Origin of the sequence: Qipengyuania algicida (assembly GCF_009828025.1) — a bacterium.
GTDB classification, from domain to species: domain Bacteria; phylum Pseudomonadota; class Alphaproteobacteria; order Sphingomonadales; family Sphingomonadaceae; genus Qipengyuania; species Qipengyuania algicida.
The window spans coordinates 215,185-234,899 of sequence record NZ_WTYA01000002.1; the positions used below are offsets into that span (position 1 = coordinate 215,185).

21 protein-coding genes and 2 tRNA genes are annotated in these 19,715 nt (G+C 62.2%); 6 read left to right on the forward strand and 17 right to left on the reverse strand.

Annotated features, from left to right (window positions below; genetic code table 11):
* The first annotated feature begins 8 nt into the window (after positions 1–8).
* The 5 genes from gcvT (at position 9) to GRI58_RS03470 (ending at position 5,378) form a co-directional block, all read left to right on the forward strand.
* Positions 9–1,196 carry a glycine cleavage system aminomethyltransferase GcvT gene (gcvT, locus tag GRI58_RS03450; protein ID WP_160752171.1) on the forward strand — a complete coding sequence of 396 codons (1,188 nt, stop codon included), beginning with the start codon at positions 9–11 and terminating at the stop codon, positions 1,194–1,196.
* A 3-nt stretch (positions 1,197–1,199) separates the two neighbouring features.
* A complete protein-coding gene (gene gcvH / locus GRI58_RS03455; protein ID WP_160752172.1) occupies positions 1,200–1,571 on the forward strand; it encodes a glycine cleavage system protein GcvH in 372 nt (123 codons plus the stop codon).
* A 96-nt stretch (positions 1,572–1,667) separates the two neighbouring features.
* Positions 1,668–3,029, forward strand: a complete 1,362-nt coding sequence (gene gcvPA / locus GRI58_RS03460) for an aminomethyl-transferring glycine dehydrogenase subunit GcvPA (protein WP_160752173.1) — start codon at positions 1,668–1,670, stop codon at positions 3,027–3,029.
* Positions 3,026–4,636, forward strand: coding sequence for an aminomethyl-transferring glycine dehydrogenase subunit GcvPB (gene gcvPB, locus GRI58_RS03465; protein ID WP_160752174.1), 1,611 nt, complete (start codon positions 3,026–3,028; stop codon positions 4,634–4,636). The genes gcvPA and gcvPB overlap by 4 nt, the downstream gene beginning before the upstream one ends.
* A gap of 19 nt (positions 4,637–4,655) precedes the next feature.
* The gene (locus tag GRI58_RS03470) at positions 4,656–5,378 is read left to right on the forward strand and encodes an Nmad3 family putative nucleotide modification protein (RefSeq protein ID WP_160752175.1); all 723 of its coding nucleotides are present in this window, start codon (positions 4,656–4,658) and stop codon (positions 5,376–5,378) included.
* On the opposite strand, the gene mmsB is transcribed toward GRI58_RS03470, so the two are convergent.
* From mmsB to GRI58_RS03525, 11 genes are all read right to left on the reverse strand, one after another.
* Positions 5,365–6,234: a 3-hydroxyisobutyrate dehydrogenase gene (gene mmsB / locus GRI58_RS03475; RefSeq protein ID WP_160752176.1), complete on the reverse strand. Its 870-nt coding sequence runs from the start codon at positions 6,232–6,234 to the stop codon at positions 5,365–5,367. The genes GRI58_RS03470 and mmsB overlap by 14 nt on opposite strands.
* A gap of 62 nt (positions 6,235–6,296) precedes the next feature.
* Positions 6,297–7,079 carry an enoyl-CoA hydratase-related protein gene (locus tag GRI58_RS03480; protein WP_160752177.1) on the reverse strand — a complete coding sequence of 261 codons (783 nt, stop codon included), beginning with the start codon at positions 7,077–7,079 and terminating at the stop codon, positions 6,297–6,299.
* Positions 7,076–8,122 carry an enoyl-CoA hydratase/isomerase family protein gene (locus GRI58_RS03485; RefSeq protein WP_160752178.1) on the reverse strand — a complete coding sequence of 349 codons (1,047 nt, stop codon included), beginning with the start codon at positions 8,120–8,122 and terminating at the stop codon, positions 7,076–7,078. Before GRI58_RS03485 ends, GRI58_RS03480 begins: the two co-directional genes overlap by 4 nt.
* Positions 8,119–9,264, reverse strand: a complete 1,146-nt coding sequence (locus GRI58_RS03490; RefSeq protein WP_160752179.1) for an acyl-CoA dehydrogenase family protein — start codon at positions 9,262–9,264, stop codon at positions 8,119–8,121. The genes GRI58_RS03485 and GRI58_RS03490 overlap by 4 nt, the downstream gene beginning before the upstream one ends.
* Positions 9,265–9,307: 43 nt before the next feature.
* Positions 9,308–9,823, reverse strand: a complete 516-nt coding sequence (locus tag GRI58_RS03495) for a DUF1254 domain-containing protein (RefSeq protein ID WP_160752180.1) — start codon at positions 9,821–9,823, stop codon at positions 9,308–9,310.
* Entirely contained in the window at positions 9,820–10,443 is a 624-nt protein-coding gene (locus GRI58_RS03500) for a DUF1214 domain-containing protein (RefSeq protein ID WP_160752181.1), read from the reverse strand. The genes GRI58_RS03495 and GRI58_RS03500 overlap by 4 nt, the downstream gene beginning before the upstream one ends.
* Positions 10,433–10,825: a RidA family protein gene (locus tag GRI58_RS03505; RefSeq protein WP_160752182.1), complete on the reverse strand. Its 393-nt coding sequence runs from the start codon at positions 10,823–10,825 to the stop codon at positions 10,433–10,435. Before GRI58_RS03505 ends, GRI58_RS03500 begins: the two co-directional genes overlap by 11 nt.
* The gene (locus GRI58_RS03510; protein ID WP_160752183.1) at positions 10,822–11,133 is read right to left on the reverse strand and encodes an I78 family peptidase inhibitor; all 312 of its coding nucleotides are present in this window, start codon (positions 11,131–11,133) and stop codon (positions 10,822–10,824) included. The genes GRI58_RS03505 and GRI58_RS03510 overlap by 4 nt, the downstream gene beginning before the upstream one ends.
* Positions 11,130–11,576, reverse strand: a complete 447-nt coding sequence (locus GRI58_RS03515) for a hypothetical protein (RefSeq protein ID WP_160752184.1) — start codon at positions 11,574–11,576, stop codon at positions 11,130–11,132. Before GRI58_RS03515 ends, GRI58_RS03510 begins: the two co-directional genes overlap by 4 nt.
* Before the next feature lie 71 nt (positions 11,577–11,647).
* Positions 11,648–12,175: an HdeD family acid-resistance protein gene (locus GRI58_RS03520; RefSeq protein WP_160752185.1), complete on the reverse strand. Its 528-nt coding sequence runs from the start codon at positions 12,173–12,175 to the stop codon at positions 11,648–11,650.
* Positions 12,176–12,253: 78 nt separating this feature from the next.
* Positions 12,254–13,750 carry a CoA-acylating methylmalonate-semialdehyde dehydrogenase gene (locus tag GRI58_RS03525; RefSeq protein WP_160752186.1) on the reverse strand — a complete coding sequence of 499 codons (1,497 nt, stop codon included), beginning with the start codon at positions 13,748–13,750 and terminating at the stop codon, positions 12,254–12,256.
* 150 nt (positions 13,751–13,900) lie between these two features.
* Here GRI58_RS03525 and GRI58_RS03530 point away from each other — a divergent pair.
* A tRNA-Gly gene (locus tag GRI58_RS03530) sits at positions 13,901–13,974 on the forward strand.
* 83 nt (positions 13,975–14,057) lie between these two features.
* Here GRI58_RS03530 and GRI58_RS03535 read toward each other — a convergent pair.
* From GRI58_RS03535 to GRI58_RS03560, 6 genes are all read right to left on the reverse strand, one after another.
* A tRNA-Gly gene (locus GRI58_RS03535) sits at positions 14,058–14,131 on the reverse strand.
* An 88-nt stretch (positions 14,132–14,219) separates the two neighbouring features.
* Positions 14,220–14,864, reverse strand: a complete 645-nt coding sequence (locus GRI58_RS03540) for an OmpA family protein (protein WP_160752187.1) — start codon at positions 14,862–14,864, stop codon at positions 14,220–14,222.
* A gap of 68 nt (positions 14,865–14,932) precedes the next feature.
* Entirely contained in the window at positions 14,933–16,798 is a 1,866-nt protein-coding gene (locus GRI58_RS03545) for a cation:proton antiporter (RefSeq protein ID WP_160752188.1), read from the reverse strand.
* Between the two features lie 81 nt (positions 16,799–16,879).
* Positions 16,880–17,416, reverse strand: a complete 537-nt coding sequence (locus GRI58_RS03550; protein ID WP_160752189.1) for an adenine phosphoribosyltransferase — start codon at positions 17,414–17,416, stop codon at positions 16,880–16,882.
* A 64-nt stretch (positions 17,417–17,480) separates the two neighbouring features.
* Positions 17,481–18,362, reverse strand: coding sequence for a cytochrome c1 (locus tag GRI58_RS03555; protein ID WP_160752190.1), 882 nt, complete (start codon positions 18,360–18,362; stop codon positions 17,481–17,483).
* A gap of 31 nt (positions 18,363–18,393) precedes the next feature.
* Positions 18,394–19,689, reverse strand: coding sequence for a cytochrome b (locus tag GRI58_RS03560; RefSeq protein ID WP_160752191.1), 1,296 nt, complete (start codon positions 19,687–19,689; stop codon positions 18,394–18,396).
* Between the last annotated feature and the right edge of the window lie 26 nt (positions 19,690–19,715).

The window sequence follows — 19,715 nt, forward strand, 5'->3', positions numbered from 1 at the left end:
GAAATCATGTGAGTTCTGAGAGCGAGACCGAAACGGAAATCCAGACGCTGCCACTCGATGCCTGGCATCGCGGCAAGGGCGCGCGCATGGTGCCCTTCGCAGGCTACGCCATGCCGATCCAATATGCTGCCGATCATGGCGGAGGGATCGTCGCGGAGCATGAATGGACGCGTGAACACGCTGGCCTGTTCGATGTCAGCCACATGGGCCAGCTGATGGTCACCGGCGAAAACGCCGCTGCCGCGCTCGAGACGCTGGTGCCGGGCGCCATCGCCAGCCTCAAACCGGGCCGGGTGCGCTATACACTGCTGCTCAACGAGGACGGCGGAGTGATCGACGATTTGATGGTCACCAACGCCACCCCGTGGATCGATGGCGACGAGGAAACTGGCACTGAAGGTCACTGGGGCGAGCCCGCCTATTACCTCGTGGTCAACGGCGCGACCAAGTGGGACGATATCGGCCATCTGCGCGAGCATCTGCCCGATGACGTAACCCTCACCCATATGGACGAGCAGGCGCTGATCGCACTGCAGGGGCCGCAGGCCGCCGCCGCGCTGACGCGGGTGATGCGCGGCGTTCCCGAAAGCCTCGTGTTCATGCAGTCGACGACGCACGACTTCGGTGAGTGGCCGCTGCGCGTCACGCGGTCGGGCTATACCGGCGAGGATGGCTTCGAAATCTCCGTCCCCGCCGAATTTGCGCAAGGCCTCGCCGACCGGCTATGTGCCGAAATCGAAGTGCGCCCTGCGGGGCTGGGTGCGCGCGATTCGCTGCGGCTCGAAGCGGGATTGCCGCTCTATGGCCATGACATGGACGAGAACATCGATCCCGTCAGCGCCGACCTCACCTTTGCGCTGACCAAGAAGCGCCGCGAAACCGGCGGCTGGATGGGCCACGAGCCGGTCGCCAAGGTGCTGGAGCAAGGGCCTGAGCAAAAGCGCGTTGGCCTCATCCTCGAAGGCCGCCTGCCCGCGCGGGAAGGGGCCGAAGTCTTCGTTGGTGACCGCCAGGTCGGGCGCATTACCAGCGGCGGTTTCTCGCCCACGCTCGGGCACCCCATCGCCATGGCCTATATTGACGCCGACCACACCGGCGAAGGCACCGCACTCGAAGTGGCGGTGCGCAACAAACGTCTCGCGGCCAAGGTCGCGCCAATGCCTTTTGTCCCCCACCGCTATTATAGAGGGAGCTGATCCGTGCCGCGTTACTTTACCGATGAACATGAATGGATCGACGTCGACGGCGACAACGCCACCGTCGGGATCACCGATTACGCCCAGAGCCAGCTTGGCGACATCGTCTTTGTCGAACTGCCCGAGACCGGATCGCAGGTGTCCAAGGGTAAGGACGCCGCCGTGGTCGAAAGCGTCAAGGCGGCAAGCGACGTCTATGCGCCGATCACAGGCGAAGTGCTCGAATCCAATCCCGCGCTCGATGACGATCCCGCGCTGGTGAACTCCTCGCCTGAGGATGAAGGATGGTTCTTCAAGCTCGCCATCGCCGACAAGGCGGAGCTGGAAGGGCTGATGGACGCGGCTGCTTACAAGGCTTTCTGCGACTCGCTCTAGCATTGAGCCCCAGCAAAGGCTGGAGCCGCGTTCGGCCACGCGCCAAACCGCATGAGGTCCCAGCCTTCGCTGGGACGCAAGACAGGTTGGAATGAAATGCGCTACCTACCCCTGACCGACGCCGATCGTTCGGCCATGCTCGCCAAGATCGGCGCGCCGAACATCGATGCGCTGTTTGTCGACGTGCCCGAAGAGGCGCGACTGTCCGGCCCGATCGAAGGCCTGCCGCTGCATGCCAGCGAAATGGCGGTCGAAAAGCATATGCGGCAGCTGTCGAAGAAGAACCTGGCCGCTGCCGATGCTGCTTTCTTCCTTGGCGCGGGGGCTTATCGCCATCATGTCCCCGCCAGTGTCGATCACATCATCCAGCGCGGTGAATTCCTGACCGCCTACACGCCCTATCAGCCCGAAATCGCGCAGGGCACGCTGCAGATGCTGTTCGAGTTCCAGAGCCAAGTCGCCCGGCTCTATGGCTGCGCGGTCGCCAACGCATCGATGTATGACGGCTCGACCGCCTGCTGGGAAGCGGTGGCAATGGCAGCGCGCGTGACCAAGAAAAAGCGCGTGGTGCTGTCGGGCGCACTGCACCCGCACTATGCCGAGGTCGTCCGGACCATGGCGAAGTTTACCGAGGACGAGATCGCAGGCGCACTCCCAGCGCTGCAGTCCACGCCCGACAATGCCGGGCTGATTGCGCGGATCGACGACCAGACGAGCTGCGTGGTGGTGCAATATCCCGATATCCTCGGGCGCATCCCCGACCTTGGCGAAATCGCCGAAGCCGCTCATGCCAAGGGCGCACTGCTGATCGCTGTCAACACCGAGCCGGTGGCGCTGGGGGCGATCAAATCGCCGGGCGAACTGGGCGCGGATATCGTGGTCGGCGAAGGCCAGTCGATTGGCGTGGGCCTGCAATTCGGCGGACCTTATCTCGGCCTGTTCGCCGTTCGCGACCCCAAGCACGTCCGCCAGATGCCGGGCCGGTTGTGCGGCGAAACTGTCGACGCCGAGGGGCGCCGCGGCTTCGTGCTGACGCTCTCGACCCGCGAGCAGCATATTCGCCGCGAAAAGGCCACGAGCAACATCTGCACAAATTCCGGCCTGTGCGCCCTCGCATTCAGCGTCCATATGACCTTGCTCGGCGAACAGGGGTTGCGCCAGTTGGCGGCGGAAAACCACCGCCTTGCCTGCCTTGCCGCGGACAGGCTGAGCGCCATCCCCGGCGTCGAACTGCTCAACGAAAGCTTCTTCAACGAGTTTACCATCATGATCGGGCGCGATGCGCGCGAGGTGGTGAAAAAGCTGACCGAGCAAAACGTGCTGGCAGGCGTTTCGCTGGGACGGCTTTATCCCGCCCATGACGCGTTGCACGAAGGGCTGGTGGTCGCGGTTACCGAAACGACGAGCGAGGATGACATCGACACGCTTGTTGCCGCCTTGAAGGGAGAACTCGCATGAGCACGCCCAACGCATCAGGCTGGAAGCCCGGCACTCCCGCCAAGGACGATCATGGCATGGATGGCCCACCGACCGTCACCGGCAACCGCGCCCTGATGTTGGAAGAGCCGCTGATCTTCGAGATCGGCACCAGCCAGACGACCGGCGTCGACCTGCCCGACGTGCCAAGCAGCACTTCAAGCCGGTTGGGCAGCTTCACGCGCGCGGACGAAATCGGCCTTCCCGGCCTGTCCGAGCCAGAAGCCATCCGGCATTACACCCGCCTCAGCCGTCAGAATTACGCCATCGACCTTGGCCTGTTCCCGCTCGGCAGCTGCACGATGAAGCACAATCCGCGCCTCAACGAAAAAGTCGCGCGGATGCCCGGTTTTGCCGATGTCCACCCGTTGCAACCGGTCGATACCGTCCGCGGCGCGCTGGAAGTCATCAATGAGCTGGCGGTCTGGCTGATCGGTCTGACCGGCATGGACGGCGTCGCAATGAGCCCCAAGGCAGGCGCGCATGGCGAGCTGTGCGGTATTCTCTGCATCCGTGCAGCGCTGGAGGCTCGCGGCGACGCGCGCGAGGTAATCCTCGTCCCCGAAAGCGCGCATGGCACCAATCCCGCCACCGCCGCCTTCGCCGGCTATCGGGTCGAGAATATTCCCGCCACCGGCGAAGGGCGCGTCGATCTCGAAGCGCTCAAATCGCGTCTGGGCCCGGACGTTGCGGCGGTGATGATCACCAATCCCAACACCTGCGGCCTGTTCGAGCGCGACATGAAGGCCATCTCCGACGCGGTCCATGCCGCCGGGGCTTTCGTCTATTGCGACGGCGCGAACTTCAACGCGATCGTCGGAAAGGTGCGCCCGGGCGACCTCGGCGTCGATGCGATGCATATCAATTTGCACAAGACCTTCTCGACCCCGCATGGCGGCGGTGGCCCCGGCTCCGGCCCGGTCGTGCTGTCGGAAGCGCTGTGCCCCTATGGCCCGCTGCCTTTCACCGCCCGCACCAAGGACGGTGTGGTCCATCTGGTTGAAGAGGAAAACGCAGAGGCATTCGATCACAAGCACGCGTTTGGCCGGATGACCGCGTTCCACGGGCAGATGGGCATGTTCACCCGCGCGCTCGCCTACATCCTCAGCCACGGGGCCGACGGGTTGAAGCAAGTTGCCGAGGATGCGGTGCTCAACGCTAATTATGTCCTGCGCAGCTGTGACGATCTGCTCGAAGCGCCGTTCGGGCCGAGCGGCCCTTGCATGCATGAGGCGCTGTTCTCCGACGCCGGTTTTGCCGAGGACACCACCACGCTCGATCTCGCCAAGGCGCTGATCGACGAGGGCTATCATCCGATGACGATGTATTTCCCGCTGGTGGTGCATGGCGCGATGCTGGTCGAACCGACTGAGACCGAGAGCAAGGCGTCGCTCGACCGTTTCATCATGGCGCTGCGCAGCACCGCCGAACGTGCGAAAGCGGGCGATCCGACGCTCAAGACCGCACCGCATTATGCCCCGCGCCGCCGCCTTGATGAAACACAGGCCGCACGCAAGCCGGTGCTGGCGTTCGACGGTCCCTGCGCGCCGGCAGGCACGCCGCAGCTCAGCGAACAGGGCGGCAGCTAAGGCTGGCCGACCACAACCCATGCGGATCATCTTCAGCCGCAAGGGGTTCGACAGCGCCAGCGGGGGCGGTCCCTCGCCGATCGTGGACGGCAGGCCGGTCAGCCTGCCGATCCCGGCGAGCGCGGCTTCGCGCACGACCTATGGCGATTTGGGGATGGGCGATCATGCCGCGCGTGCCAGCAAAGGACGCCTGGGCGCTGACGATCTGTGCCACCACGACCCGATGTTCCTCGACGATGGCACTTGCCTGTTCGGTCAGTGCGGCGCGGCGCAGACGCATCTTGCCAATCGCGGCGTCGGGATCGGCGATGTATTCGTGTTCTTCGGCCTGTTCCGCGAACCGGGCGGCCCTCCCCACCACCGGATTTTCGGCTATCTGGAGGTAGAGCAGGTCACTGATCTAACCCATGAGGCGTGCCCGCGCGCAACTGCGCAGGCGCATCCGCATGCGCTGGCGCTCCACGCCGCCAATGACACAATTTATTCAGGGCCGGGACGAACCGCCAAATCCGCAGACGCGCTCCTGCTCCTCACCGCGCCAGGCGAAAGCCCGAGTATCTGGCAGTGGCCCGACTGGCTCAAGGCGGGCGGGCTGAGCTATCACGACCGCCCCGACCGCTGGCTGCCCGGCGGGAGGCTGCGCTCCGTTGCGCGTGGTCAGGAATTCGTCGCCGATATCGGGCGCAGGCAGGCCCCGCGCGATTGGTTGGCTGCGGTGATTGCGGCGATCAATAGGTCTTGATGATCGCCGAGAAATCGAGGCCGCCGTTGCCCTTGCCCGCAAAGTCCTCATAGAGCGAAGCCGCGCGGCTGCCCAGCGGGACGCCCGCGCCCGCTTCCTCTGCCGCTGCCATCGCCAGGCGCAAGTCCTTCAGCATCAGCGCGGTGGCAAAGCCGCCCTGGTACTCGTTGTCCGCCGGGCTTTCGACGCCAACACCGGGCATCGGCGTATAGGCATTCAACGACCAGCAATAGCCGGAGGACTGCGAGCTGATCTCGTAGAACTTCTGCGGATCCAGGCCGAGCTTCTGAGCCATCTTCATCGCCTCTGCGGTGCCGATCATGCTGATCGCCAGCAGCATGTTGTTGCAGATCTTGGCGGTCTGGCCCGCGCCCGCCTGCCCCGCGTGGATCACCGCCTTGCCCATCGCTTCGAGCACCGGTTTGGCGCGCGCGAACGCTGCATCGCTACCGCCGACCATGAAGGTGAGCGTGCCGCCATTGGCCGCCACGATCCCGCCCGATACCGGTGCATCGACCATTGCGTAACCGGCGCGTTCGGCCAGACCGGTCACGTCCTTGGCAGTCGCAACATCGATGGTCGAACAGTCGAGCAGCACGCTGCCCTTGGGTGCATGGCCAATGACGCTGTCGCTGTAGACCGCCTTTACGATCTCGCCATTGGGCAGCATGGTGACGACCGCATCGACCCCTTCGGCAGCTTCGCGCGCATCTGTAAAGGTGGCGCAGCCGTTGTCTTTCGCAGCAGCCAGAGCGTCCTTGGAGAGGTCGAAAGCGCGGACCTCATGCCCTGCCTTGACGAGGTTCGCGGCCATCCCGCCGCCCATGTTGCCGAGCCCGATAAAGGCGATTTTCATATTTTATCTCCAGCTCCCGAAATGTTTCGGAAGTCATTTTTGTCGACCTGCAAAAGAGCGTATCAACACCCCTTCCAGTTCCCCTCGCGCTTCTCGATAAAGGCCGCCATGCCTTCCGTCTTGTCCTCGCTCGCGGTGAGGATCTGGAAGATGCGCCGTTCGACGATCAGACCCTGATCGAGGCTGGTTTCGAAGGCGGCATTGACCATTTCCTTGTTTGCGATCGTGGCCATCGGCGGCATCGACGCGATCTGCGCTGCGGTCTTCAGAGCTTCGTCGAGCAGGCTGTCATGCGGTACGACGCGCGCGATCAGATTGGCACGTTCGGCTTCCTCGGCACCCATCATCCGGCCGGTGAGACACATTTCCATCGCCTTGGACTTGCCGATGGCGCGGGTGAGCCGCTGCGATCCGCCCATGCCCGGCGCAACGCCGAGCTTGATCTCCGGCTGACCGAACTTGGCATTTTCCGAAGCGATGATGAAATCGGCCATCATCGCCAGTTCGCATCCGCCGCCCAGCGCAAAGCCGTTGACCGCCGCGATCCACGGCTTGCGGGTCTTCTTGACGACCTCGCTCGTCCAGGGGCTGAAGAAATCTTCCAGATAGAAATCGGCCGGTGCCTTCTCGCTCATCTCCTTGATGTCGGCACCGGCGGCAAATGCCTTGTCGCCGGAGCCGGTAATCACCGCGCACAGCTGGGTGTCGTCTGCCTGATAGGCGGCGAAGGCGTCAGTCAGGTCCGCCAGCACCTGCGAATTGAGCGCGTTCAGCGCCTTGGGTCGGTTCAGGGTGATCAGCGTAACCGCGTCACGTTGTTCGACGGTGATGGTCTCGTAGCTCATAGGGGTTTCCATTCCTCGTCTGCGGGCAATGGAGCGAAGATCTGATCGAGCAGCTCCTCGCTCACACCCTCCGGCGTCGCAGGGTTCCATTGCGGGTCGCCTGTCTTGTCAACGATCACCGCGCGCACGCCCTCGGCAAAGTCCGGGCGGACCAGCACGCGGCTGGCGATGCGGTATTCGCTGCGCATTTCCTCGGCAAAATCGGTGTAGGTCGACGCCTCCGCCAGTTCGCGCAGCGCAACCTTGCAGGTCTGCGGGCTCTTGGTGTTCAGCGTCGCCAGTTCCTTGGCTGCCCAGTCGCTATCGTCGGCCTCCAGGCTGGCGAGGATGTCCTCATACCGGTCCGAGGCGAAATGCTTCGCAATCCGTTCGGCATTGCTCTCGATCCGCGCCTCGGGCGGACTGACCGACAGTTCGGACAATATCCCCGCGATCCGCGCAGGCTTTTCGATGATCCGCGCCTTGGCTTCGGCCAGCTTGTCGCTCGGCAAATAATGGGTCGCGATGCCCGCCCACACGCATTCCGCCCCGTCGAGCCGCGCGCCGGTCAACGCAAGAAACTGCCCAAACCGTCCGCCCAGCCGCGCCAGATGCCAACCGCCGCCGACATCGGGAAACAGGCCGATCCCGGTTTCGGGCATGGCGAACCGCGTGTTCTCGGTCGCGATGCGGAACTTCGCCGGCATAGCAATACCGACGCCGCCACCCATCGTGATGCCATCCATGAACGCCACGATCGGCTTGGCATAGGTGAACATCTGGTGGTTGAGCTGGTATTCGTCGTGGAAGAACCTACGGCCCGACACGCCGCCGTCGTTGAGCGCGGAATGGCGCAGCAGGTTGATGTCGCCGCCTGCGCAAAATCCGCGACCCTCGCTGTGATCAAGAATCACCGCCTTTACCGCCTTGTCGCCCGCCCATCCGGTAAGCGCCGCGCTCATCGCGTGGCACATGTCCAGCGTCAGCGCATGGATCGCCTTGGGGCGATTGAGCGACATATGTCCCACCCCTGCATGGGTGTGGATCAGAACATCATCCGTCATTGGCGCAGCATCTCCCGGCCGACAATCATTCGCATGACCTGATTGGTGCCTTCGAGGATCGAATGCACCCTGAGATCGCGCCAGAAGCGTTCAATCGGGTAATCCTTGAGATAGCCGTAGCCGCCGAACAATTGCAGCGCGTCATTGACCACCTTGCTGCCGCTGTCGGTCGCCAGGCGCTTGGCCATGGCGGAAAACTTGCTCTTGTCGGGTGCGCCGTCGGTCACCTTGGCGGCGGCGAGATAGAGCAGCGCGCGCGCCGCCTCCAGATCGGTCGCCATGTCGGCCAGCATGAACTGGGTGTTCTGGAAATCGGCCACAGGCTGGCCGAACTGCTGGCGGTCCTTGGTGTATTTGACCGCCTCGTCAAGGCACCGCTGCGCCCCGCCGAGCGAGCAGGCGCCGATATTCAGGCGTCCGCCATCCAGCCCCATCATCGCAAAGCGGAAGCCGTGGCCTTCCTCGCCCACGCGGTTGGCCACAGGCACGCGCGCGTCCTCGAAGATCAGCTGCGCTGTGGGCGAAGCATTCCAGCCGAGCTTCTTTTCCGGTGCGCCGAAACTGAGCCCCGGCGTGTCCTTGTCGACCACCAGGCAGGTGATGCCCTTGGTCTTGTCCTCACCGGTGCGGACCATGGCGACGTAGACATCGTTGAAGCCGCTGCCGGAGATGAACTGCTTGGTGCCGTTGATGACGTAGTGATCGCCGTCCAGCTTCGCGCTGGTCTTGAGCGCGGCGGCGTCCGAGCCGGAACCGGGTTCGGTGAGCGCGTAGCTGGCGATCTTGTCCATGGTGACGAGGTCGGGAATGTATTTCGCCTTCACCTCGGCCCCGCCGAACTGGTCGATCATCCAGGCGGCCATATTGTGGATCGAGACATAGGCACTGGTGGCGGGACAGCCATAGGCCATCGCCTCCATGATCAGTGCGGCTTCGAGTCGCCCGAGGCCGATCCCGCCCGATTCCTCGGAGACATAGATCGCACCAAAGCCAAGCCCAGCACTCTGCTTGATCACATCGCGCGGGAAGTGGTGCTTTTCATCCCATTCGGCGGCGAAGGGGGTGATGTTGTCGGCGGTGAAGCGCTGCGCCATTTCCTGGATCGCGCGCTGGTCGTCGGTAAGTTGAAATTGTCCGGTCATGCGCGCGGCTCTAGCGCCGCCATGACTGCAGGGAAAGGGGGGCTTAGCCGGTAGCACCCTGACAGATATCGTTTTGCGCCACCTGCTTCACCCGGTCATAGGATTGGTGGTCCGGAGCCAGTCGGCGAATCAGGATCAGTCCCTTGCGGGACGGACTGGCAATCGCTCCACCCTTTGCATTGGCACCCGGCGCCACCAAAGCGACCTGCCGCTGCTTCCCATTGCCCCGCACAGTCAGGAAATTGTCGGTGCTGGCATCGAACAAGGACAGTGAGGAATAGCCCTTATAGGGCGCCATCACGATTTTGATCGGCCCCTGCTGTCGATTGAAATCGAAGCGGCAGATCGAATAGGCGAGATCAGGCGAAGGCCTTACCACTGTCTGCGTTTGCGGTGTCATCCTTGCGGCGAGCACGAAGCGATTGAGCGGAATGCCGCGTTGCTCCATGCGTTGCGTAGCCTTTCCCATGATGAAGCGCGGCGCTTCGTGCAGCACCAGAGCATGCGTGCCGACGGCAGCGACCAGCATCGTTAGCAGTGGCCCCAACCACCGCTTCATGCCGCACCTCGCGGACAGCCGAGCCGCTCGATCCGCGGCGGATTGAGTACGTCCTGCGGGTTCGAAAAAAGATTCTTGTCCGGAATATACAGACGCAAAGTCACGTCGAAACGGCCCGCATTGCGGCTCGACACCCATAAACCATTACCCGGACGCCGGGCAGAAATCAGGGCGCTCCAGCTGTTGCCATTCAACCTGCTGGCATCGATGGAAAGCGCATGGTCATCGTTCATCGGCAGGCGGCTTTCACCATCGTACAGCGTGATCGACCACCATTGAGCGGGCATTCCCGCACCGAAAATCCGGTAGTCGCATTGCTCGCGCAACGGCTGTCCGTCTTCATCGCTCGCGGTGGTGAAATAGACCGCTTCGCTGCGCGAAAGCGCAAGGAGGCCGCTGCGCGCAACGCGAGCGCGGACATAAGGGTTGGCCGAGGATGATCCGATCGCGAAATCGCTGTGCCAGCCGTTGACGTCTACGCCAGCCGAATCGAGGCCGCGCGATCCGGGCAGCAAACCTCCCATCGCCAGCGCGCTGTAGCCGCCGACCGAGACACCAATCAAAATTGCACCGACATAGAGTGCAGCGCGGCGAAGGTGTGAGCCGGCTTTATCCGTCATCGCCGCACCATGCCTCCGCCTCTATCTCGACCTTCCATTCCGTGCGGCACAGCCATGCCACGCCGACCATGGTCGCTGCCGGACGCGCCTTGCCGAAATGACGGGCATGGACCTCGCCAACCGCGCCCTGATCCGCGGGATCGGTCAGGAACATTCGGGTGCGGATCACATCGTCTGCGCGACCGCCCAACCGCTCGATCGCTGCGATAATCAATGCACAGCATCGCTCAGCCTGAGCTGCGGCATCGCCGGATGTGGAACTGCCGTCTTTCTCGATCGGGCCGGTTCCCGCCACCAGTATCCGCCGCCCGTCTCTTACCGCACGGGCAAAGCCGAAACGCTCTTCGAAGGGAGACCCGGATGCGGTCCGCTCGCGCGTCATCCGCAGCGAATTGCGGTGACCCGCATCTTACGATCATACGTCACGCGTACGCGATCCGGGCGAAAATCCATGGTTACGGCAGTATCGGGCGGTACCCATTGGAAAACCTGCGCCCCGGTATGCTTCTGAATCGCCAAGCCTAGCGCAGCGGTAGCCGTCTCGCCCATATAACCATCGACATCATCTGCCTTGCAGGGATGGTCCGTGCCCACAGGGCGGGTTTGCAGCGGTTCCGCAACGCTCGCGCAAGCGGCAAGCGCTGTCATGCAGGTGGCCGTCACCGCAGCAAGCAACAGCAGGCGTATCATGACGGGCAGCGCTTGAGCGCCGTCGCCATGCCCGGATGGTCGGCGGGCACCGGGCTGGCGGTCATCTGGTGCGCGTCGGGCGACAACGCGAAACGCATCTTCTGCGTCCATTGCTCGCCTTCCCCGTCCATCGCCATCGTCAGTTCGATCGTGCCCGGCCCATCGCGGGTCACCTGCTTCACCTCCCCGCTCGATTCGTAAAAGGCGAGGTGCTGCTTGCCGATTTCGACACGCATATCCGAATCGGGATCGCAATGTCCTTTCGCACCGTCCCACACGCCCAAAAAGGCTGCGGGAACCGCATTTGGTGCAGCACTCGCTGTCTGCGTCGGCGCCGTATTCGCCTTTGGGGACGGCGTGTTGTTTGCATCGCCGGATTGTGACGGCTGTTGCGAACACGCTGCGAGCGTCAGCATGGCGGCCATGAGAATGAGTCTACGCATCACGATGGTGTACCCTCATCGCGCGCCTCGCGCCAGCATCGGCACAGGACCGATGTCGGCGAGTAGCGTGGTTAGAGAGGTTTCACGGCCAAATGGTCATGCCCTGTCATTCCAATAGTCAACAGTGCTGCGCCGATAAACACCAGTTCGATACCAAGATAGAGCCCAAGGACTGCCATCGCCGAAACCGGATATGATATCAGGATAAGTAGCCCCAGACCGATCGCCACCAGTGCGGAGATCAACAGTATCACCTTAGCGCTCGAACGATAGGAAAACGCAGCAACAGCGCGCGTCCCACCCGAGAGGATTAACAGTATGGCAATCGCGAAGGTCAGGCTCAGCATTCCCTCCATCGGATCGATCAGCAGCCACAACCCGAGGATGACCGAAATCAGCCCAAACAGTGACTGCGCCACGCGATGCCCGTGACGCGGAGGGGAAAAGGCCCCAAAAATCTGGAATGCTCCGGCGATGATGAAAAGATAGCCGGCCAGCGCGGTCGCGGCGATCGAAGCGGCGAACAGATTGGTCAACGCGGCGATACCGCCAATGAGCGCGACCAATCCGCCGATTATATACCAAACCTTATGTGACATGAGGCCAGCCCCTGCCTTTGCCCAATCCAATGTCAAGATTACAACGGCTAGCTAGCTCGCTGGTTTCCACTCTGTCCCTCACCCCATAGTCGGGATAACGAAGGCGTTGGAGCCGTCGCCGCCGCCATCGGGCCAACGCTGGGTGACGGTCTTGACCTTGGTCCAGAACTTGAGCCCCTCAGTGCCGTACTGGTTGGTGTCACCAAAGGCGCTGCGCTTCCAGCCGCCGAAGCTGTGATAGCTGACCGGAACCGGGATCGGCACGTTGATCCCGACCATGCCCACATTCACGCGGCTCGCGAACTCGCGCGCGGCGTGGCCGTTGCGGGTAAAGATCGCGACGCCGTTGCCATACTGGTGCTCGCTCGGAAGGCGCACGGCTTCTTCAAAGTCCTTGGCCCGCACGATCTGGAGGACGGGTCCGAAGATCTCCTCCTGATAGCTGGTCATCTTGGGCGTCACCCGGTCGAGCAGCGTCGGGCCGACGAAGAAACCGTCCTCGTGCCCCTGGAGACTAAAGCCGCGGCCGTCGATCACGACCTCGGCGCCCTCTTGCTCGGCGGTGTCGATCCACTGCTCGATCCGCGCCTTGTGCTCAGGCGTCACCACCGGGCCGTAATGCGCATCCTTGTCGGTTGAGACACCTACGCGCAGCGCGTTGATCGCCGGGATCAGCTTGGCCTTCAGGCGCTCGGCGGTATCCTCGCCCACCGGCACCACCACCGGCAGCGCCATGCAGCGTTCACCGGCGCTGCCGAAGGCCGCGCCGGCCAGATCGTTCACCACCATGTCGAGATCGGCATCGGGCATCACGATACCGTGGTTCTTGGCCCCACCCATCGCCTGCACGCGCTTGCCGTTGTCGACCCCGCGCCGATAGACGTAATGCGCGATGTCGGACGAACCGACGAAGCTGATCCCGGCGATATCGGGGTGGTCGAGGATCGCATCGACCATTTCCTTGTCCCCATGCACGCATTGCAGCAGCCCTTCGGGCGCGCCAGCTTCAAGAAACAGCTCGGTCAGCCGTACCGGCACGCTGGGATCGCGCTCACTGGGCTTGAGAATAAAGGCATTACCCGCCGCGATCGCCATGCCAAACATCCACATCGGGATCATCGCGGGGAAGTTGAACGGGGTGATCCCCGCGCCGATGCCGAGCGGCTGGCGCATCGAATAGACATCGATCCCCGGCCCAGCGCCATTGGTGTATTCGCCCTTGCCTACCTGCGGGATGCCGCAAGCGTATTCGATCACTTCCAGCCCGCGCTGCACATCGCCTCTGGCATCGTCGATCACCTTGCCGTGCTCGCTCGACAGCAAGCGCGCAAGATCGTCTATGTTCGCCTCGATCAGCTCCTTGTAACGGAACATGACCCTCGCACGCTTCTGCGGATTGGTCGCGGCCCATTCCGGCTGAACCTTCTTCGCCGCCTGCACCGCCTTGTCGAGCAGCGCCGCATCGCCCAGCGCAACCTCTGCCTGAACCTCGCCCGTCGACGGATCCCAGACCTTGTGGGTGCGGCCCGCTGAACCGCCAGCCCCGCCGACGATGACGTGATCGATAGTGCGCATGTTACTTCTCTCCAAAATTCTCTCGTCTCTGGCGCGCGCTGTGGAACCGGGCGCTGGTGAAATCAACCTCACCTAATTGAGAAACCGTCGGCGGCCTGCTCGTTCCGGATTGACCGAGCGCATCGCGTGCGGCAAATGGCGCGGCGCAAGGCGGGTATGATGTAATGGTAGCCTGTCAGCTTCCCATGCTGAACGCGCGGGTTCGATTCCCGCTACCCGCTCCAACTACCCGTCCAGATTTTTGTATAAAGGCCTTGGATTTCCGAGGGCTTTATACAAAAATCTGGACGGCTGGGGACGAGGTGCTTGGAGCGGGTAGCGGGAATCGAACCCGCATAACTAGCTTGGAAGGCTAGGGCTTTACCACTAAGCTATACCCGCCCGCTCGCTGCAACGCATCGCGTGGTGCGCAGGACGCGGCAATTGCCACCGAAACCGACCCTGCGTCAACTGCCGAATTACTCGCCCGCTATCGCGGCGTCGCCTGTGCGGAAGGAGTGCCGCTTCCCGAAGGCGACGGCGACGGCTTACCATCGCTGCGTTGTTCGATCTCTTCGACCAGCGTGGGTGCACGCTCGTCGTCCGCGTTGGCCTGTTCCACCGCGACATTCACTTCCACGCGGCGATTCTTGGCCCGCCCAGCTTCATCCGGAGTGCCATCCGGCTTTGCGTTCGGCGCAATAGGGTTCTGCTCGCCGAATGCGATGAGTGTGATGCGCTTTGGGATAATTCCGTGTGCAATCATCCATTCTTTCACGGCCTCGCCTCGCTTCTTAGACGCCCGCATATTGGCATCGTCGCAACCATCCGAATCGCTGTGCGCCCGCAAGACGATCGGGCCGCCTTCGGCTACCTGTGGACTGGCGACCAGGTTTTGAAGCGCCTCTATGGCCTGTTCGTCGAGCTTTGCGCCGCCTTCGGGAAAGCCAATACGCACATCGAGCGGAGCGAGGGGCGGCGGCGTAAAAGTCGGCGTTTCAATTCCCGGTCGCATGATCGACGTCTGCGCCGGAGTTTGCGACACGGTGGGACTAGGGGACGCTTCACCGCCATTCGATGGATTGCGTTCACCGCAAGCGGACAGGGCCAGCGACGCGCCGATCGCCGTCGCCATGACCAAGGATCGCCTTGTGTTGCACACCCCAAACATCGGTACCCTCCCTGTTGCGCGTGTCTTGTGCCTCATGCCGGAGCCTGCGTCTTGCCCTTGGACTTTGCCGCCGCCTTCTTTGCCGCGCGTCGCTGGCCCTGCTCCTGCGCACTTCCCTGCGGCGGCGAAAAGCTGATCACCGTATCGCCCGGTCCCGGCGTTGGACGCGCGGCATGGGTGAAGAAGCGCATCTTGCCATCTTCAAGCACGAGCAGAAGCATATTGGCCGCTTGCGGCAAAGTGTCCTGCGCGTCCTCGAACTTAAAGTTGTCCGACAGCTTGGTTTTCCGAAAAACCCACCCGCTTTCGAGCCGGTTGGCGACCTCGGTTACCCCGAAACCGGATTCGAACAGTGCCCGGCCACGCAAGCTTTCGGGAAGCGCATGGCGATCATCTTCATCGCTCGATTGGCCGAGCTGGTAGACCGAATCGCGGCCGACTTCATAGGCGAACTCATTACAGACGAGCGTATTATAGGCCTCGTTATCGGTCGCTGCGACCAGCACCTGGAAAGGCGCGAGGTCGAGGTTATGCTCGGTTGCCTCATTGAGGATTTCGCCGTGATAGAACGGCAAGCCTTTCTGCCGTGCAGGACCAAGGCGTTCCCAGCTTGAGTCGACCACCATCACCGGCGTCTTGAGCTGATGCATCTGTTCGGCCAGTGCGATCGTCCATGGCGTACTGCCGACCAGCAGCAGTCCGGGCCGCGTCTCGCCTTTGACCTTGAGCAGTCGTGCAACCCAATCGATGGTAAAGCCATGCGCGATGATAGTGACCACCACTACCGCAAAGCTTAATCCGATCAGGACATTGCCATCGGCATATCCGAGTTCGCCCAGTCGGAGGGCGAACAGACCGGAAATCGCGACCAGCACGATGCCGCGCGGGGCAATCCACGCGAGGAACAGCCGCTCGTTCCACGGCACCGAACTCCCCAGCAGGCTGATGAGTATCGTGGCAGGCCGGACGAGGAACAGCAGCGCGAGCAGAAAAGCACCGAACCGCCAGTTGAGATAGGCCAGATCTTCCCATTTGAGCGACGCCGACAAGAGGATAAAAATACCCGACACCAGCAGTATCGCGACATTCTCCTTGAACGGATGGATTGAGCGCATCGACTGGACGTTCATGTTGGCTAGCGCGATTCCCATGACCGTCACCGACACCAGACCCGCTTCGTGCTCGATCAGATTGGCTACGACGAACACGCCTATGACAGACGTGAACAGCACCGGCACCTTGAGATATTCCGGGATCGTGCCACGTGGAAAGGTCCATGCGATGGCGACAGCGGCGACGTAGCCGATGAGCGCGGCGACCCCTGCAGCGATCAGCATGGGGGTCACAACCTGAAAGCCGTTGATCCCGGCACCTGTCAGCCGAAAATATTCATAGGCCACGACCGCACAGAGTGCACCGGTAGGATCGTTGACGATCGCTTCCCATTTGAGGATCGAAGCCGGGCGTTGCTGGACGGACGATTGTCGTAGCAACGGCATGACCACCGTTGGACCGGTGACCACCAAAATGCCGCCGAACAGCACAGCCACAGGCCAGACCACTCCGGCGATCTGGTGAGCCGCGAGTGCACCAAGCGTCCACCCGATCGCGACACCAAGGGTCGCCAGTCGCCAGACTGCGCTACCCGAATGGCGCAATTCGCGGAAATCCAGACTCAAACCGCCTTCGAACAGGACAAGCGCGACCCCAACGGCAATCATCGGTTCGAGCAGCGCACCGAAAGCATGCTCGGGATCGAAAATGCCCAGCACCGGACCAGCCAAAAAGCCCGCCGCCAGCATGAGCACGATCGCTGGCCAGCCCGTGCGCCAGGCGATCCACTGGGCACCAATGCCCAGGACGCCCACAAGGGCTATGACGATGGCTTGTTCTTGCATTTCGGTTGCGCTTCCCCTCCGGGAATAGTGTGACGCTATCCCCAGCCTGTTTCAATGCATGAGACGCCGGTTCTTTCCGAGTCAGTGACCGGCAAAGTCCATCAACGCTTGGGTGGCAACGCCAATTCCGCCGAGCTTTTTTGCGCCGCCCAATTCCGGCAGGTCGATGACGAAAGCCGCGCGCTCGACGATGGCACCGGCCCGGCGCAGCAATTCTGCCGCCGCGCATGCGGTTCCACCTGTGGCGATGAGATCGTCCACCAGCACCACCCGTTCGCCCTGATCGATAAGGCTCGGGTCGATCTCCAACCGATCGGTGCCATATTCCAGCTGGTAATCGATGCCGATGGTGGCGACTGGCAGCTTGCCCGGCTTGCGAACCGGGACGAAACCGATGCCGAGCTCGATCGCAACAGCCGCACCGAAAATAAACCCACGCGCTTCCATCCCGGCAATAGCCTGCGCCCCTGCATCGCGCGCGCTATCCGCCAGCCAGCTGACTGTTGCGGTGAGACCTTCACCGTGGCGGATCAGTGTGGTGATGTCACGAAACTGAATTCCCGGCGAGGGAAAATCCGGCACCGTACGAACCAAAGCCTTCAGCTCTTCGGGCGTCATGGGGAAATACCTCGCCCGGAGGCCGGATCGCAGTCCGGCCTACCGGATCGACGCATAGCTATGGTCAGGCCGCTTTCTTCGGCTTAACCGCCGCCCAGACCTGTTGCTTGGACATGTAGGCAAGGCCCGTCGCGAAGATCAGGAAGATCACTACCGGCCAGCCGGTCTGGCGACGTTTCACCAGCTTGGGCTCCGCTGTCCATGTCAGGAAAGCGGCCACGTCTTCGGCCATACTCTTGATGTCGCTGGGCGCACCATCGTCGAAGGTAACTTGCCCATCGGTATGCAGCGGTGGCGGCATGGCGATGTTGAGGTTGGCGAAATAGGGGTTGTAGTGCAGGCCCGGAGGCGTCTTGGCTTCGGGGAACCGCTTAAGCAGCTCCGCGGGCTGCTTCTGATACCCCGTCAGCAGCGAAACGACATAATTGGTGCCATCGTGACGCGCCTTGGTCATCAACGAAAGATCGGGCGGCACCGCATTGTTGTTCGCCGCACGCGCCGCAATCTCATTGGGATAAGGCGAGGGGAAATAATCGGTCGGCAGCCCCGGAACCGTGGTGGCTTCGCCGGTGTTCTTGTCGACCCCGGGCACCTGATGCTTGGCGGCAAACGCCTTGATCTGTCCAGGCGTCAGCCCGAGTTCGGCAAGGTCGCGAAACGCGACAAACTTCAGGCTGTGGCAGGCCGAGCAAACCTCGTCATAAACCTTCAGGCCGCGCTGGAGCTGGCCGACGTCCCAGTTTCCAACCGGCCCGTCGAAGCTGAAATCATAGTGGTTCGGATGCTTATGGAAGGCCTGCTCCACATTGGGTTCGGTGAACTGGCCATATTCGGCGAGGTTCGAAAACCCGGGTCCGATTCCACGGACCAGCGCCCACAGTACCGAGAGCGCGAAGAAAAGGCCGATGGCGACGGCGACGACGCGGATGGAAATGAGTTGGCGCATGATCGTGTTAGGTCCGTTCTCTTCGCTCGTCTCAGACCGCGGGATCCGCGGCTTCACCCTTTACCATTGTCTTGTCGGAACCCAGCACCGCTTCGGTGATCGAATTGGGCAGCGGCTCCGGCTTTTCCACCATGCTGACGATCGGCAGGACCACCAGGAAATGAAGGAAATAATACGCGGTCGCGATTTGGCTGAGCATCACATAAGGCTCTTCCGCCGGAGCGCCGCCGCAATAGAACAGCAGCGCCATGGTCGGGATCAGACCGAACCAGAAGAACTTGCGGAACAGCGGGCGGTAGTGGCCGGAACGCACCGGGCTGCGATCAAGCCAAGGCAGGAAGAACCACATCAGGATCGCGCTGAACATCGCCATCACGCCCATCAGCTTGGCGGGAATGAAGAAGATGTCCTGAGTGAAGGCGCGCAGGATCGCGTAGAACGGCCAGAAGTACCATTCGGGCACGATGTGCGCCGGGGTCGAGAGCGGGTTTGCCTCGATATAATTGTCCGGGTGGCCGAGATAGTTCGGCAGGAAAAACACCAGGATAAAGAACAATACCAGCGCAACGCCCAGCCCGAAACCGTCCTTGGCGGTGTAATAGGGATGGAACGGGACGGTGTCGCTTTCGTCCTTCACCTCGACCCCTGTGGGGTTGGAGGAGCCGGGAATATGTAGCGCCCAGATATGCAGGATCACCACGCCCAGGATCACGAACGGCAGCAGGAAGTGCAGGCTGAAGAAACGATTGAGAGAGGCGTTGTCGGGCGCGTAGCCACCCAGCAACCAGACTTCGATCGCCTCTCCGGCGAGCGGGATTGCACCGAACAGGCTGGTGATGACCTTGGCACCCCAGTAGCTCATCTGGCCCCATGGCAGCACATAGCCCATGAAAGCGGTCGCCATCATCAGCAGGAAGATGACCACGCCGAGCAGCCAGATCATCTCGCGCGGCGCCTTATACGACGAATAATAGAATCCGCGGAAGATGTGGATGTAGACAACGATGAAGAAGAAGCTCGCGCCATTGGCGTGCGCGTAACGCAGCAACCAACCCCAGTTCACGTCGCGCATGATGTGCTCGATCGAACTGAAGGCAACGGTCGAATTGGCGGCATAATGCATCGCCAGCACCACGCCGGTGACGATCTGGAATACAAGGAAGAACCCGGCGAGGACGCCGAAATTCCAGAAATAGGAAAGATTGCGCGGAACCGGGTAGCCCGCACCGACAGCATTATAGACCAGCCGCGGCAATGGCAGCTTTTCGTCCATGTACCGCATCAACGGATGCTGCGGTTGATATTCCTTGGCCCAGGGAAAACTCATTGCGTGCTCGTCCTGCCTTCTTAGCC